15 protein-coding genes are annotated in these 16495 nt (G+C 57.3%); all 15 read left to right on the top strand.

From position 1 onward, the window contains the following. Complete coding sequence (locus B0G75_RS29700) at window positions 1-1803, top strand: FAD-binding protein (protein WP_219908305.1); 1803 nt, start codon at window positions 1-3, stop codon at window positions 1801-1803. Further along, the gene (locus tag B0G75_RS29695; RefSeq protein WP_106313603.1) at window positions 1766-2623 is read left to right on the top strand and encodes an SDR family NAD(P)-dependent oxidoreductase; all 858 of its coding nucleotides are present in this window, start codon (window positions 1766-1768) and stop codon (window positions 2621-2623) included. Before B0G75_RS29700 ends, B0G75_RS29695 begins: the two co-directional genes overlap by 38 nt. A gap of 101 nt (window positions 2624-2724) precedes the next feature. After that, the gene (locus tag B0G75_RS29690; RefSeq protein ID WP_106313602.1) at window positions 2725-3480 is read left to right on the top strand and encodes an SDR family oxidoreductase; all 756 of its coding nucleotides are present in this window, start codon (window positions 2725-2727) and stop codon (window positions 3478-3480) included. Window positions 3481-3501: 21 nt separating this feature from the next. Further along, window positions 3502-4536, top strand: coding sequence for a ferredoxin--NADP reductase (locus B0G75_RS29685; protein WP_106313601.1), 1035 nt, complete (start codon window positions 3502-3504; stop codon window positions 4534-4536). A gap of 38 nt (window positions 4537-4574) precedes the next feature. Beyond that, entirely contained in the window at window positions 4575-6161 is a 1587-nt protein-coding gene (locus B0G75_RS29680) for a FadD3 family acyl-CoA ligase (protein WP_106313640.1), read from the top strand. Window positions 6162-6285: 124 nt separating this feature from the next. Beyond that, window positions 6286-7077 (top strand): SDR family NAD(P)-dependent oxidoreductase, encoded by a 792-nt coding sequence (locus B0G75_RS29675; RefSeq protein WP_106313600.1) that lies wholly within the window; start codon window positions 6286-6288, stop codon window positions 7075-7077. A gap of 199 nt (window positions 7078-7276) precedes the next feature. Then, window positions 7277-8389, top strand: a complete 1113-nt coding sequence (locus B0G75_RS29670) for a Rieske 2Fe-2S domain-containing protein (protein ID WP_219908304.1) — start codon at window positions 7277-7279, stop codon at window positions 8387-8389. Between the two features lie 424 nt (window positions 8390-8813). Next, window positions 8814-9722: a VOC family protein gene (locus B0G75_RS29665; protein WP_106313599.1), complete on the top strand. Its 909-nt coding sequence runs from the start codon at window positions 8814-8816 to the stop codon at window positions 9720-9722. Window positions 9723-9732: 10 nt separating this feature from the next. Beyond that, window positions 9733-10608 (top strand): CoA transferase subunit A, encoded by an 876-nt coding sequence (locus tag B0G75_RS29660; protein WP_106313598.1) that lies wholly within the window; start codon window positions 9733-9735, stop codon window positions 10606-10608. A gap of 12 nt (window positions 10609-10620) precedes the next feature. After that, a complete protein-coding gene (locus tag B0G75_RS29655; protein ID WP_106313597.1) occupies window positions 10621-11442 on the top strand; it encodes a CoA-transferase subunit beta in 822 nt (273 codons plus the stop codon). 36 nt (window positions 11443-11478) lie between these two features. Then, window positions 11479-12348, top strand: coding sequence for an enoyl-CoA hydratase (locus B0G75_RS29650; protein ID WP_219908303.1), 870 nt, complete (start codon window positions 11479-11481; stop codon window positions 12346-12348). Then, window positions 12345-13445: a nitronate monooxygenase family protein gene (locus B0G75_RS29645; protein ID WP_106313595.1), complete on the top strand. Its 1101-nt coding sequence runs from the start codon at window positions 12345-12347 to the stop codon at window positions 13443-13445. The genes B0G75_RS29650 and B0G75_RS29645 overlap by 4 nt, the downstream gene beginning before the upstream one ends. Next, window positions 13442-14206 (top strand): enoyl-CoA hydratase family protein, encoded by a 765-nt coding sequence (locus tag B0G75_RS29640; RefSeq protein WP_106313594.1) that lies wholly within the window; start codon window positions 13442-13444, stop codon window positions 14204-14206. Before B0G75_RS29645 ends, B0G75_RS29640 begins: the two co-directional genes overlap by 4 nt. A gap of 39 nt (window positions 14207-14245) precedes the next feature. After that, window positions 14246-15412 (top strand): acyl-CoA dehydrogenase, encoded by a 1167-nt coding sequence (locus B0G75_RS29635; protein ID WP_106313593.1) that lies wholly within the window; start codon window positions 14246-14248, stop codon window positions 15410-15412. A gap of 10 nt (window positions 15413-15422) precedes the next feature. Further along, window positions 15423-16487, top strand: a complete 1065-nt coding sequence (locus B0G75_RS29630; protein WP_106313592.1) for an acyl-CoA dehydrogenase family protein — start codon at window positions 15423-15425, stop codon at window positions 16485-16487. Window positions 16488-16495: the final 8 nt, after the last annotated feature.

The following is a 16495-nucleotide window of genomic DNA, read 5'->3' as shown; positions in this document are numbered from 1 at the left end:
ATGTCAGCCTTCATGAGAACTCGCCTTGTCGACGGCGGGCCAGAACGTCAATCGTCTTCTTCGGTTGCGGATGCCACGGATCCTTCGTATGAGGTGGATGTGGTGATTGTCGGCTCAGGCGCAGGGGCCATGCTCGCAGCCTGTCGGGCTCACGACAATGGCCAGTCTGTTTTGATCGTTGAGAAGACGCATCTTTACGGCGGTACGTCCGCCGTTTCGGGCGGCGGACTTTGGATTCCCAATAACGATCATATTGAAGGCGATGGAGGAAGCGACAGCCCTGAAGACGCGCTTGCTTATCTGTGGGCCGCAACGAAGGGCGAAGTTGGCGAGGAAAAGTTGAAGGCGTTTGTCAGGTTCGGTCCTGAGATGCTTCGGTATGCAGAAGCTAGAACGCATGTTCGCTACCGTGCAAATCCTTACTACGCCGACTATTACCAACATCTTCCCGGGGCCAAGATGGGATACCGGGCCCTAGACGCTCAGCCGTTCGACGGCAAGCGCCTTGGTCGCGACATCCTGAAAATGCGCGAGACCTCACCGACTATGCTGATCTTTGGTCGTGTGACGATGAGCACGAGCGAAGCCGTGACCATGCTCTCTCGCGCACCAGGGTGGCGAAAGTGTGCGTGGCGGGTGATCCGCAATTACGCGCTCGATTTGCCCTGGCGATTCGTCAGTCGTCGGGATCGGCGCCTGAATATGGGGAGCGCGCTCGTTGGTGCGCTCCGGCTGTCCCTGATGGAGCGAAACGTTCCTCTCTGGCTGAATACGCCGATGAAGTCGTTGATTGTCGAAGATGATCAGGTCGTGGGTATCACAGTCGAGATGAAGGGACGCGACCTGCAGGTTCGTGCGAAGCGCGGCGTCATTCTCGCGTCCGGCGGATTCGAAAGCAATCAACAGATGCGCGAGCAGTACCTGCCGCAACCGACGAGTGCTGAATGGACTGGCGCTCCGCGATGCAACACCGGGGACGGCATCAATGCGGGAGTGAATGCAGGTGCGGCGCTCGGCAATATGCAGCATGCATGGTGGACGCCTACTGTGCACGTTCCCGGCGAAGAGAAGCCGCGAGGATTGTTCTCTGAACGCGCTTTGCCGGGTTGCATCGTTGTAAATCGCCTCGGAAAGCGATTCGCAAATGAAGCGCAGGATTACCTCGACTTCGTTCTTGCGATGTACGAGGACCATGCAAATTCCGGCGCGAATCTGCCGGCGTGGATGGTCTTCGACGCACGCTTCAGGAAAAAATACAACGCCGGTCCACTCGTAGCGGGTTCGATCCTGCCGGACAGGTTGCATCCCCGTCACTGGCTAGGAAAGGTCTACTTCCGCGGCGACACCCTCGAGGCACTCGCCTGGCAGATCGGTGTGAACCCCGAAGGCCTAAAGAAAAGCGTCGACCGCCTCAATGAGTTTGCAAGGACAGGTGTCGATCTTGAGTTCAACAAAGGGGGTAACGCATACGATACCTTCTACGGCGACCATTCAGTGAAACCCAATCCGTGTCTTGCGCCACTCGAGGAAGGTCCGTTCTATGCGATCCGTTTGGATGCGGGTGACATCGGAACCAAGGGAGGCTTGGTAACTGACGAGTTTTCCAGGGTGCTTCGCGCCGATGGCAGTCCGATTCCGGGCCTCTATGCAACGGGAAACACGTCCGCTTCGGTGATGGGCGGTTCGTATCCGGGAGCTGGCGCGACGCTTGGCCCCGCGATGACCTTTGGATATATCGCAGCAAACCATATTGCCGGAGTCTACGATGCTCAAAGAGACAGTGTGTGTAGTGACCGGCGCTAGCCGGGGAGTTGGGCGAGGGGTCGCGATCGGGTTAGGTGCGGCGGGAGCGACCGTCTACGTTACCGGTCGGACGGCAAACGCTAGCGGACAGAAGCTTCCCGGTACAGTCTATGAGACCGCTGACGCTGTCACCGCGGCTGGAGGACGGGGAATTCCGGTAATTTGCGACCACGGTTCTGACGCGCAAGTCCGCGAGTTGTTCGAGCGAGTAAATGCCGAAAGCGGTGCACTTGATATTCTGGTTAATTGCGCAATCGCGATTCCGGACGGGCTCACGGATGTAGCGCCGTTCTGGGAGAAACCCTTAGGCATGACCGACCTCTTCGGGGTGGGCATGCGTTCGACCTACGTGGCAAGCTATTACGCGGCACCCCTGCTATTGAAACGTGGCTCCGGGCTGATCGTTAATATCTCATCTGCAGGTGGGCGCTGTTACATGCATGGACCAGCCTATGGGGCAGCGAAGGCTGCTACCGATAAGATGTCGTTCGACATGGCCCATGATTTCGCCCCTTACGGGGTACATGTTGTGACGCTTTGGCCAGGGCTTGTCAAGACCGAGCGCACACTCGCTGTGTGCAACCTGGAGCCGGAAAAGTACGGAGGCTGGCTTGAGCTAGGGGAGTCTCCCGAATTTCAAGGGCGCCTCGTTGCGGCGATTTTCGAAGACCCTGCTCGAGCGTCTCGGTCAGGAAAGGTCTTCTACGGAGCTGAGCTTGCGCTCGAGTACGGCGTGAGAGACATTGACGGGAAGCAGCCGCCCTCCCACAGGCCGATGCTTGGAGATCCACCGGAATTTTCGGCAGCCGTGGTCGAATGAGTTTTGTGCTCCGGCCTAATCGAGGATGAACCGGTTGTCGGTGTGCTTCAAAATTATTAGTGTCCACCAGCCAGTAGAACCTTTTTGGAGGCAGCACGGAAATGGGCCGAGTCCAGGACAAGATTGTGTTGCTCAGTGGTGCTGCAAGCGGAGTCGCGAGGGAGACTGCGACTATGCTCGCGCGTGAGGGAGCTACTGTTGTGCTGGCCGATATTGACGAGCAAGCCGGACGATGCGCAGCACGTGATATTGGCCAGAACGCAAGCTTCGTTCGCCTAGACATAACGAACGAGGCTGATTGGCACGACGCTCTGTTGAATGTTCGTGCCAGATTTGGACGGATTGATGCGCTTGTCAACAGCGCAGCCATATGCCGAGCGGAGTCGATTGAGGACACCTCGCTGGACCTTTTTCGCACGGTTCTGCGCGTCAACGCGGAAGGCACCTTCCTCGGTTGCAAGCATGCCGTTCTTCATATGAAGGAAACGGGTGGTGGGTCCATTGTCAATCTTTCTTCAACTGCCGCGCTCGTCGGACACACGGGGTTGTGCGCCTATACAGCGTCGAAAGGCGCAGTGACCGCACTTACGCGCAATGTCGCCGCGCACTGTCGTCAAAAAAGGTATCGCATCCGGTGTAATTCGATTCACCCAGCCGGAATCCGAACAGCAATGTCTGCGGCCATGCTGGAGGCAATGGACGAAGAGACGATGAGCTTTGAGTCGAATCCTCAGTCGGGAGTGTGTGAGCCCCAGGACGTAGCGCACATGATCCTGTATCTCGTCTCGGACGAATCGCGGTTTATCAATGGAGCAGAGTTTCGCGTTGACAACGCGTATCTGACTTCGATCGGTTAGGGCATCGCAGGTATTAGAAACATGAACGCACCCAAATATCATACGCTGCGAGTTCGAACAGTCATCGACGAGACGGCAGACGCAAGATCGCTCGTTTTCGATGTGCCACCTGCTCTGACGGAAGCTTTCAAATATCGACCCGGTCAGTTCCTAACGCTGAGGCTGCCAATCAATGGGCGACATGTCCCTCGGTGTTATTCCCTGGCTAGCTCGCCTGCTGTTGACGAGCCGCTTCGTGTGACAGTGAAGCGTGTTCTTCAAGGCGTGGCTTCTAACTGGGTATGCGATACGTTGCAGGCTGGCGACGAAGTCGACGTGCTAGAACCGGCGGGCGTTTTTTCGCCGAAGAATCTTGACAGCGATTTCATGCTTTTCGGCGGCGGTAGCGGGATCACCCCAATATTGTCGATACTTCGTTCGGCACTTCTGTCGGGGCGGGGACGAATTTGCCTCATTTACGCCAACCGCGATGAGCAATCGGTCATCTTCAAGGAAGAACTGAAGGCCTTGGCGTCGGCCTATCCGACTCGGCTGCAGGTGACTCATTGGTTGGACTCCGTGCAAGGCATTCCATCTGTCGCGCAACTGGCTGATTTGGCGCGTAGCTGGCGACATGCGGACTGTTTCATTTGTGGGCCCGGCGCTTTTATGGACGCAGCAGTTGCTGCGCTTCACGCACTGGAGATTGATCAGCGAAGGATTCACGTTGAGCGGTTCGTGTCTCTTCCGGACGACACGGGTGAGAACGAGGCGCCGCGTCTGGAAGCGCACACGGACGCCACGGTTGAACTCGAGGTTTTCCTGGATGGGCAGCAACATAAGGTGTCTTGCTCGCCCAACGAGACGCTGCTCGATGCCATGCTACGCGCAGGTATCCAGGCTCCATACTCTTGCCGTGCCGGCGCGTGTGCGACCTGTATGTGCACACTTGAGGCGGGTAAGGTCCGCATGAAAACTAATGATGTGCTCGACAAAAACGACCTCTCGCAAGGATGGACACTTGCCTGCCAAGGTGTCGCGGAGAGTCCGCACGTTGTCGTCCGTTTCCCCGATTGAAATTTGACCCTGCGAACGGGTTTATCCAGAGACACATCATGTTGCCTTCAGTTATTACCATCCCACGCGTGCTTGTACAAACGGTCAAAAGCCACGGTGAAAACGTCGCAATAGAAGTAGATGGTGAACGCTGCACGTACCGCGAACTTTATCAACTGGCTTTGCGAGCGGCCGCGTCTCTGATTGCTAACGGTGTGTCACATGGCGATAAGGTCGCCATCTGGGCACCCAACGGCCCGCGTTGGGTTGTTGCCGCGTTGGGAATACAGTTCGCCGGGGCGTCGCTCATTCCGGTCAATACGCGGATGCGTGGGGTTGAAGCGGCTCAGATTCTTGAAGACGCGGGCGCACGTATTCTCTTTTGCGCTGGCCACTTTCTCGGAAATTATTATCCGGACCTGCTTGGTACACATCGGCCGGCGACGCTGGAGAAACTCGTCGTATTTCACGGTGCGCGTACTGGCGACATTGACTGGTCGATGTTTCTGGACGAAGGTGTGACTGTTTCGGATGCGGCGGCCGAGACCAGAAGCCAGGAAGTGCGACCGGACACGGTCTCGGACATTATGTTCACGTCAGGGACCACCGGGCATCCGAAGGGTGTCATGAGCACGCACGGGCAAAACTTGCGCGCAATTGACGCCTGGGCAAGTGCAATGGAATTGACTGCCTCTGATCGTTATCTGATCGTCAATCCGTTTTTTCATGCCATGGGGTACAAGGCGGGGTGGCTTGCTGCTCTGACGCGAGGAGCGGCGATTCTTCCGCATCCGATGTTTGATACCGAAGCGATCCTGAGTGCGATTGAGCGGGAGCGTATCACCGTGCTGCCAGGACCGCCGACCGTGTTCCACAGCCTGTTAAACGACCCGCGTCTCCCGTCGACAGATCTTTCCAGCTTGCGAGCTACGATCACCGGTTCGACCACGGTGCCGGCTACGCTGATTGCTCGCATGAGGGAGGAACTCGGTTTCAAGGTGGTTCTTACCGGCTACGGTCTCACGGAGTCTTGTGGATTCGCGACTCTGACAGACGCGTCTGACGCGCCAGAAACGGTGGCTACCACCTGCGGACGTGCGATGCCCGGAGTGGAACTGCGAATCGCCGACGAACTGGGCCGCCCGGTTGCCGCCGGTAATCCCGGGGAGGTCTGGATCCGCGGATACAACGTGATGCGAGGCTATCTGAACAATGAAACCGCCACCCGCGAAACGGTTGACGCTGAAGGATGGCTGCACACTGGTGACGTAGGTATGGTCAACGACGACGGCTATCTACGGATCACGGACCGGTTGAAAGATATGTACATCGTCGGTGGCTTCAACTGCTATCCCGCCGAAATCGAGCGGATAGCTGCAGCCCATCCTGCGATCTCGCAGATTGCCGTTGTCGGAGTGCCGGACGCGCGGATGGGCGAGGTTGGGCGCGCGTTTATCGTCTTGCGACCCGGTGCAGCGCTTAGGGCAGACGAGTTCATCGGGTGGTGCCGGGAAAATATGGCGAACTATAAGGTTCCGCGCTTCGTCGACTTCGTCGAAGGGCTGCCCACTAACCCGTCTGGCAAAGTACTGAAACGCGAACTGCGTGAGACACCTCCCATAGCACACGGCGAAAAGGTTGGCTGATGTGTCGGTGGGCCGAATCTGAAGAATGAACCGACACAGTTGACGCGCCGTCAGGATGGAACTCAAAACCCCCACTGCGACGAAGCGATACGCTTCTGCTCGTAAGTGAGGCATGGAGCAAATAATGCAGATTGAGCTTCAGGGTCGCACTGCACTTATAACGGGTTCAACGCGAGGCATTGGGGCTGCCATTGCCAGGCAGCTCGCTGCATGCGGGGCACGGGTCATATTGCATGGTCGCAGCCAGGATTCGGTGGCTCAAGCTGTCGGCCGTTTGCGAACCCAAAATCCTGGCGTCGAAGTGTTGGGCGCCGCCGGCGACCTGGCGTCTGAGGGTGGCTGCTGCGGCATTCTTCGATTGATCGATGACGTTGACGTTCTGGTGCACAACGCCGGCATTTACGAATGGTTGCCTTTTACGGACATCACTGATGATGCCTGGTTGCGGATGTTCAATGTTCACGTGATGGCAGGCGTGCGATTGGCGAGGGCAGCGTTGCCGCGCATGCTAAAGAAGAACTGGGGACGAATCGTATTCATCAGCTCGGATTCAGGCATGTACATCCCGGGAGAGATGATGCACTACGGCGTAACTAAAGCTGCTGAGCTTGCGCTGATGAGGGGACTTTCCGAACTCTCAAAGAGCAGCGCAGTCACGGTTAACGCCGTGCTACCAGGGCCTACTGCCGTGGAGGGCGCCGAAGGTTTCTTCGACGATTACGCCGCTCGGAATGATGTTCCTCGCGAATCGGCGGAACGGCACTTCATCCGGGCGTCACGGCCGACATCGTTGATTGACCGGATGGCCAGCGTTGACGAGGTTGCAAACCTCGTCACTTACGTCTGTTCCCCACTTTCGTCTGCGACGAACGGAGCCGCTCTGCGTGCCGAAGGCGGCATCTTGCGACACTTATAGCGAACCGCGCTGGGCTGGACTGGGTCGACGGTCTCCGCGACCACCCTTAGTCCAAAGTGACGATGTAACGCCCAGGCTCTCAGCCTGAGAATGAGACTTGGGGCGTAGCCTGACTGCTTCCGCCGTCTGGCGGATGGTGCTGCGCGATTCAACTTGACGCCCCTTTAAATTCAATTGGGGAAGTCACGCGGAGAAACGAATGTCATCAGTTCAGCCTATCAGCACAGTTCCAATTCAGAAAATCAAGGCAGGCCCTCTCCCCGATCGTTACGCTCGGGGGTGGCATTGTCTGGGTCTTACCGAAAAATACAAGGATGGAAAGGCGCATTCCATTCAGGCTTTCGGCACCAAACTCGTCGCCTTCAAAGGCGAAGACGGCAACGTGTCGATTCTGGATGGCTATTGCCCCCATATGGGGGCGGATCTGAGTCTTGGCTGCGTGGAGGGTAACACGGTCACATGTGCGTTTCATCACTGGAGGTGGGGAAGCGATGGTGCCTGTAAGGCAATCCCGTACGCTCGACGTATTCCACCAAAAGCTCGGCTGAAGTCCTGGCCCGTTGTCGAGCAGAACAAGCTTCTGTTCGTCTGGAATGATCCGGAAGGTAATGCGCCTGACCCGACCGTGGCGATTCCACGTATTGCGGCGTGTTTTTCGGACAAGTGGACCGATTGGAAGATCGAAGAATGGAAGATCAACACGAACGTACGGGAGCTAGTCGACAACCTTGCCGATATGGCGCACTTCGGTCCCGTGCACGGTCAGAAGATTGACTACTTTGCAAACGTCTTCGACGGGCACGTGGGATACCAGATGGCGCGCGGAGGGCACGAGACGCTTTCCGACGGCGAGCTTGTTGCGGATGACGCCTATTTCGGCCCCGCATACCACATCACTCGGATGTGCGCGAACGTCGGCGGGAACATCCTCAACTCCATTCTTTTGAACTGTCACGTTCCGATCGACCAGGACCACTTCATTCTTCGGTTCGGCGTAATTGTCGAAAAGAATCCAGCTTTGTCAGATGCTGAAAACGAGGCGGTTGCAGATAACTACATCACCCTGACCCAGAATGCGTTCCATCAGGACGTTGAAATCTGGGATTCCAAAACGCGCGTGGACAACCCCGTTCTTTGCGACGGCGACGGGCCGGTCTATCAACTGCGGGAATGGTATTCCCAGTTCTATACGGATGCCGCAGAAGTCAAGAAAAGTCCGCGGAATGTGTTCGAATGGCGTCGTGAAGTTGGCACCTGGAGCCAACGAGAAGACATTCCGCCGGAAGCTGTCAGTGACCTCGACAAGATCTGACGTTGTTTCTCGCTGATTGTATCGTTGACGCAAGCCGGTAGTCAGGAATTCACGCCGGCTTGCACGAGGCAGCGCAGCGAACGCGAAGAGTTCCCTTCTGCGCCCCTTTCCTCAAATTCCGTCTTTAGGTGCCTGACCGAAGGTCACCGCAATCTATCCCGCTTTTTCTCTCGCGGTCGCAATTGTCTGCGGAAATCGCTGACGGACTTCTCTATATCTCCCACGTTCGCCGCCGCCAGTTCCGGCCGTGGAAATGACCAAAGGATTGGTCACGTCGTCAGTGGCCAGGGCGAGATTGGATATGTACCCAGTCCCGTAGCAGCCGTCCCCAGTTGGATTGTGAACCGTAGTCTCATTGGACGATGCCTTGAATAGGTCGCACGCCGAAAATCAACCTCAACAGTTGAACTTATCGGGAGCATCGATGATTGATATCCGCGCATTGGCCTATGTCGTCGTCCAGGCCACTGACGTCGACCGGTGGAAACGCTATGGCGAAAAGGTCGTGGGAGCCATGGCGGCAGATGCGCCCGACGGTGGCGCTTACGTGAAGTTCGATGAGCGCCCATACCGCTATTTAATCGTGCGGGGTGAGGCGGATCGCTACCTGGCATCCGGCTGGGAAGTTCAAGACCATGAAGCATTCGAAGCGGCACGCGGGCTCTTGCAAGCGACCGGGGTTGAAGTCACCACCGCAACAGACGCAGAGCTTGATGCCCGGCAATTTCGGAACATGCTGTGGTTTCTCGATCCATCAGGCAACCGTCATGAGATCGTCTGGGGACTTAAATCGGCGTTCGTTCCCTTCGACTCGCCTGTCAACGTCCCTTCATTTGTGACAGGCGCTCTCGGCATGGGCCACACAGTGCTCGCGGCACCCCGCTTCGATGAGACCTGGGCGTTCTTCCGAGACATCATGGGCTTTCGCATCTCGGACATCTATAGCCATCAGACAGGGCCGGACGCGCCCGTTCAGCGGCTCTACTTTACCCACTGCAACAACGGTAGACAGCACAGCCTCGCACTTTTTGACTCGCCGCAACCGCCAGGCGGATGCGTGCACATCATGGCAGAGGTGGCTTCGATGACTGAAGTCGGTCGAGCGATGGACCGTTGCAAGGCCGAGGGTGCCAAGGTAATGGCGAGCCTCGGTCAGCACGTCAATGACGAAATGATCTCTTTCTACATGGCGACTCCGGGCGGCTTCGCCCTCGAATATGGGTATGGCGGACTAGTTGTTGATTGGTCCAGGCACACGGTGTACGAGGCAACGGCCATCAGTTACTGGGGACACGATTGGAGCCTTGGTCTTGCAACCGGCGATACAAAGTAACGGGACGAGTATGCAGAAGCAAGTTACAGCAGCTGAAGTAGTTTCGCGCCTACGCAGCGGAATGACTATCGGTATTGGCGGATGGGGACCCAGGCGCAAGCCGATGTCGCTCGTCCGTGAGATTTTGCGTTCGGATCTTAAGGACCTCACGCTGGTGACTTATGGTGGTCCGGAAGTCGGAATGCTTTGTGCGGCTGGCAAAGTCCGTAAGCTGGTCTATGGCTTTGTAACCATGGACGCGATTCCACTCGAGCCATATTTCCGCAAGGCGCGGGAATCTGGCGCGCTGGAGGTAACCGAGTTCGACGAGGGAATGTTCGAATGGGGACTTCGTGCGGCAGGTATGCGAATGTCCTTTCTTCCGACCCGCTGTGGTCTCGCAACGGATGTGTTGGCTCGTAACCCCGAACTTAGGACCATTGCGTCGCCCTATGGTGATGGGGAGGTCTACGTTGCAATGCCCGCTCTCCAATTGGATGTGGCACTTGTGCATGTGAACGAAGCCGACCAGCTTGGTAACACGCTCATTACGAGTGCGGACCCGCTGTTCGATCACCTCTTCGCAAGAGCTGCGAACCAATGTTTTGTCAGTACTGAGCGACTTCACGAACGTTTTGCGCTGGATGAGAGCACCGCGCGATTCAACTACTTCGAGCGTTATCTGGTCTCCGGTGTTGTGCATGCGCCGTTCGGAGCTCATCCCACCTACAGCAATCCAGACTACGGCTGGGATATGCAGCATCTCAAGCAATACAACGCGTCCGCTGGGGAAGAGGGTGGCTGGCAAGCCTATGCGAGCGAATTCGTCATGTGCGGTGAGGAAGAGTATGTGCGCAAAGTGGGTGGCTCCGAGCGCATCAGCAAACTGCCTTTGCCCATCTTCTAAGCGAGCTTACTCATGAACAAAACTGCTGAAGATGTTGTGCTGCAGGAAGGTGGGTTTTCACTAGCAGAGTTGTTGATCGTCGCAGCCTCCGAGGCGTGGCGCGGTAATGGCGAGGTCCTTGCGTCAGGGATCGGTGTCGTGCCTCGTTTGGGCGCGAGTCTCGCGAAGCTAACGCACTCTCCCGAACTGCTGATGACCGACAGCGAGTCTTTTCTTGTTGAAGATCCCATTCCAATCGGCCCGCGAGGAGACTTCAAGCCGCGGTATTCCGGATACATGTCGTTCGACCGGGTGTTCGAGTGCGTCTGGGGTGGTCGCCGGCACGCAATGATTGGACCGACCCAGATCGATCGTTTTGGGCAGACCAATCTGTCCGTGGTCGGCGACTACGCGAAACCGAAGTCGGCAATTTTGGGTGTACGTGGACTTCCCGGCAACAGTATCAACCACGCGAACTCGTTTTTTGTCCCGAACCACAGTAAGCGCGTGTTCGTTTCAGGCGAGGTCGATATGGTCTCGGGCGTTGGCTATAACCCGGGGCGTTGGCCAGAGGGTTCGAAATCGGATTACGTTGACCTTCGGCTCGTGATCACGGACCTATGTGTAATGGATTTTGGCGGGGAAAACCATGCATGTCGCGTGCGTGCTCTCCACCCCGGTGTGACCTTCGAGCAAGTGCAGGAAGCGACGGGGTTCGAACTCGTGATGGCCAATAGCTGCGCGGAGACTGCAGCACCCACCTCTGGGCAACTCGAGATCATCCGCAAGCTTGATCCGTATAACTTGCGCTCGACAGTGATCAAGAACAATCCTCCAGGCATTCGAACCGCGTAAGCGCTCTCGTGCCGAATCTTAATGCAGAGAAATGTTATGGGCGAGCAACAGACCGAAGCTGTGGTTTTGTATGAGGCGGTTGATGGCGTGGCGACGGTAACGATGAGTAGGCCGGAGTATCACAACGCCCAGAATTCTCAGATGACGTACGCATTGGACGCCGCTTTAAAGCGTGCGTCCGACGACGACGAGGTCAAGGTGATTGTGCTGCGCGGAGCTGGAAAGCACTTCTCTGCAGGCCACGATATTGGTACCCCTGGCCGGGACATTAACAAAACTTTCGATCGAGCGTCGCTGTGGTACGACCACGTCGGCAAGCCGGGTGGAGAGTTCCTGTATGTGCGGGAACAGGAAGTCTATCTCGGAATGTGCCGGCGCTGGCGCGACCTGCCGAAACCGACCATTGCGATGGTTCACGGTGCGTGCGTCGCCGGCGGACTGATGCTCGCATGGGTCTGCGATCTGATTATAGCCTCGGACGACGCGTTCTTTTCTGATCCAGTCGTCCGCATGGGAATTCCCGGCGTCGAGTATTTCGCGCACCCCTATGAATTGAACCCGAGAATTGCGAAAGAGTTTCTCTTCCTGGGCGAACGGATGTCTGCGGAACGGGCGTATCAGATGGGCATGGTGAACCGCGTTGTTCCACGAGAGGAACTCGAGAAGGAAACCTATGGGATCGCATCTCGAATTGGAAAAATGCCTCGCATGGGTCTTGCACTCACCAAGCAGGCGGTCAATCACTCTGAAGAGCTGATGGGAAAGCGAAGTGCCATGGATGCAGCCTTTGGTTGGCATCACTTTGCGCATGTGCACAACGAGCTCATCTCCGGAGACAAGCTCGGTGGATTCGATGCGAAGGCGATGGCTCAGTCTCAGCGCTCCAAGGAGGACGAGGCGAAATGACCCCGTTGTTGCGCACGCCCGTATGTGACCTGCTGGGTTGCCGCTATCCAATTATCCAGACGGCGATGGGATGGGTTGCGGACGCCCGATTGGTTGCGGCTACTTCGAATGCTGGCGGGTTCGGATTTCTGGCATGTGCAACGATCGCTGCGGACCAACTGGAAAGTCAGATTCGTGAAGTTATGCGTCTTACGGATCGGCCGTTTGGGCTTAATTTCCATATGTTTCAGCCAAACGCATCACAAGTTGTGGAGCTCGCAATCCGCTATCGCGTGCGCGCGGCTAGCTACGGGAGGGGGCCTGATAAGAGTGTCATTGGTCGACTTCGAGATGGCGGCGTTTTATGCATGCCAACTGTGGGACTCGCAAAACACGCAGTCAAGGCTGTGGAATACGGCGCGGATCTCGTGACGGTTCAGGGAGGGGAAGGCGGTGGTCATACGGGCAGCACGCCCATCAGCATCCTTCTGCCGCAGGTCCTTGACGCGGTGAAGGTGCCGATCGTAGCTGCGGGGGGCTATTCATGTGGGCGCGGCCTGGCGTCCGCGCTCGCTGCCGGAGCGGCCGGTATCGCAATGGGAACTCGATTCTTGATGACGCGCGACTCGTCCGTCCCGCCTCGAACCTTGTCGCGATATCTCGCGGTTTCGGATCCGGCTCAGATTCGCGTGTCCCGTGCGATAGATGGCCTGCCTCAACGGTTGATCGAGAACAACGTGCTCCTGCGTATCGAACGTTCAAGTGCTTTGCAACGAATCATGTTCACGTTGCAGAGCGCGGCGCGATGGAAGAAGTCGTCAGGATCGACGGTCAGTGACTCATTGTCCGCTCTGGTTCGTTCGCTGAAGAGCGGACGGGCGAGCGGAGAACCGTTGATTCAATCCCTCATGATGGCGAATGCTCCGATGTTGATCCAGTCATCCATGGTTGCCGGTGAGCCTGAGCACGGGGTGCTACCGGCTGGGCAGGTCGCCGCTGCCATTGATGAACTGAAGAGCTGCTCCGAAGTGATTGAAGAGATTGTGGAAGAGGCTACCGAGTGCCTCTCGCGATTGTTCCAAAACCTACAAAGCGACGTCCTCCGAGGTGCAGCATGAATGAGCATGCAAAGACTCCTTTTTCAACGAAGGTCGAGAACGGTATTGCGGAGCTCGTGATTGAGCATCCGCCGGTGAATGCGCTTAATTGCGCCGGGTGGCATGCGTTGGCGTCTGCTATCGACACATTGAGCGCCAAACCTGATGTACGAGTTATTGTCGTTAGGGCTGAGGGCAAGGGCTTTTGTGCTGGCGTGGACATAAAGGAACTCGCTGCCCACCCAGCGCTTATCGCGTCAGTGAATGCCGGGAACTACGCGACCTTTCGCGCGGTACACCGTAGCGCGGTGCCTGTCATTGCAGCTGTTCACGGGTTCGTGCTTGGCGGTGGCATCGGCATCGCTGGCGCCGCGGACATCGTACTCGCGTCTGAGTGTGCGACCTTTGGCGTACCTGAAGTTGACCGAGGAGCGATGGGAGGAGGGGCCCACCTTCAGCGCTTGTTCCCGGTACAGAAGGTCCGTCACATGTACTTTACGGGCGAACCCGTTGATGCACGAGAGGCGTGGCGTCTCGGTGCTGTAGAGCAGGTCGTTCCACGTGACCAGTTACGGGAATCCGCGCTGGTGATAGCTCGAAAGATCGCTGCGAAAAGTCCAGTGATGATCCGACTTGCCAAGGAAGCGCTGAATGGGGTCGAAGACGGCGACCTGGAGAGCAAGTATCGCTGGGAGCAAGGATTCACGCTGGAGGCTTACCTCGCTGCCGATTCGGGCGAAACCCGTTCCGCGTTTGTCGAGAAACGCAAAGTGCAATTTTAGTTCGGTGAGCGTTGGTAAGAGAGCAATTGAGAGGATGTGATGGAACTTGAATATACCGAAGAGCAAAACGCGTTTCGCCGGGAAATTCGCGAGTGGCTCGCTGGGCATGTGCCTAAGACCCCGCTCGCCAGCTTTGATACGGCCGAGGGCTTCGAGCAGCATCGCCAATGGGAGAGGACGCTGAACTCCGGGCGCTGGAGCATGGTCACGTGGCCGAAAGCGCTCGGTGGACGTGGATGCGACCTGATCGAATGGCTGATCTTCGAGGAAGAATATTGGCGTGCGGGTGCTCCCATGCGCGTCAATCAGAACGGGATTTTTCTCCTGGGCCCGACGCTTATGGATTACGGAACTGAAGCGCAGAAGAAGCGGTTTCTTCCAGGGATGGCGTCAGGCGACGAGATTTGGGCGCAGGGATGGTCGGAGCCGGGTGCCGGATCCGACATGGCCGCGATTCGCACGAAGGCGATACGCGACGGAGACCACTATGTCATCAATGGACAGAAGACTTGGTCGACCCGCGCGGTGTATGCAGACTGGCTGTTTGGGTTGTTCCGGAGCGACCCGGATTCGCAGCGTCATTACGGCCTCACGTTCCTGCTGGTCCCGCTCAATAACCCCGGTATTACTGTTCGCCCGATTCGTCAATTGAATGGTCTCCCGGGGTTCGCGGAGATTTTCTTCGACGACGTTCGGGTGCCAGTTGAAAACAGGCTGAGCGAAGAGGGCGCAGGCTGGCAGGTGGCTATGTCCACCGCGGGCTTCGAGCGGGGGCTGATGCTGCGCTCACCCGGTCGTTTCCAGGCAACGGCGAAAGCTTTGGTGTCGCTGTACCTCAGGCACAAGGAGTCCGCGGATTTGGATCCGTCGATTTGCGATGCCGTGTTGCGCGCCTGGATGGATGCCGAGGCTTATACGCTCGCGACCTACCGGACGGCCAGTAGCCTTCTGAAAGGCGGCTACATCGGAGCGGAATCGAGCACCAACAAGATCTTCTGGTCCGAGCTCGATCTGCGCATGCACGAAACTGCGCTGCAGATTCTCGGTCCCCGTGCGGAACTCTTGCCCAGGTCACCTGATGCTGGCGATGTCGGCAATTGGCTTGATGGGTATCTATTTGCCCAGGCTGGGCCAATCTACGCGGGAACAAACGAGATTCAGCGAAACATCATCGCCGAGCGCCTGCTCGGCATGCCGCGGTCGTGAGGACGTAATTATGGATTTCACCTTTACGCAGGACCAGACGCTGTTCCGCGACGCGACGCGCAGCTTTCTGATGGTGGAGGCTTCGCCCGAAGTTTTGCGCGAGTTGTGGGAAACCGACGCGGGACGTTCCAAAGAGCTTCGACACAAGTTCGCTGAGCAGGGCATTACCGGCTTGTCTGTCGACCCGGGTCACGGTGGACTCGGCCTCGGGGATGTGGACTGGGTGCTCCTTCTGCATGAACTTGGCTATTTCGCCATTCCTGATTCGCTCACAGATACGGCCTATCTTGCCGCAGGCCTTCTGAATGGTCTACCGGAAGGCAGCGAGCCTCGGAAACAGTGGCTTCCCAAGATCGTGGACGGCAGCGCAAGGATTTCATTGGGTCACCCTGTTAATCCGCTCGTAGCCGATGCGCACCTGGCTGACGTGCTGCTCATGTACCACGATGGCGAGGTGCATGCAGTGTCTCGGGCCGATGTCGACCTCGTTGCGAATTCAAGCGTCGATCTTTCGAGGCGCCTGTTCAACGTGAAGTGGTCGCCAAAGGCGTCCACTCGAATTGCCGGCGAGCAGACGGGACGTAGGCTCTGGCAAGACGTGGTGAATAGGGGGGCGCTATCGACGGCAGGCCAATTGGTGGGCCTTGCAAGCCGAATGCTCGACTTGTCAATTGACTATAGCGCCGAGCGAAAGCAGTTTGGCAAACCGATCGGATCTTTTCAGGCGGTCAAGCATCACCTTGCCGACGTCGCGGTGAAGATTGAGTTCGCGAAGCCGGCGGTCTTTCGCGCTGCGTATGCACTTATGCAAGGCCATCCACAACGGGACGTCTATATCTCGGCGGCAAAACTCGCTGCCGCCGAGGCAGCAGCGCTGGCAGCCAGGCACGGTATCCAGGTGCACGGAGCGATGGGATACACGTGGGAACTGGACCTGCAGATATTCGTTAAACGCGCACTCGCGCTGACGTCGTCGTGGGGCGACCGTATTTTGCATAAGAGGCGGGTGGCGAACTTTGTGTTCAATCCGGACGCGCAACTTGGACCCGCAAACACCTTTACTTTCACAGACTGAGGAAAAAC

It is taken from the genome of Paraburkholderia sp. BL18I3N2 (assembly GCF_003001875.1).
GTDB classification, from domain to species: domain Bacteria; phylum Pseudomonadota; class Gammaproteobacteria; order Burkholderiales; family Burkholderiaceae; genus Paraburkholderia; species Paraburkholderia phytofirmans.
Note: the sequence above shows the minus strand (reverse complement) of the source record. Positions and strands in the feature narration are given on the sequence as shown.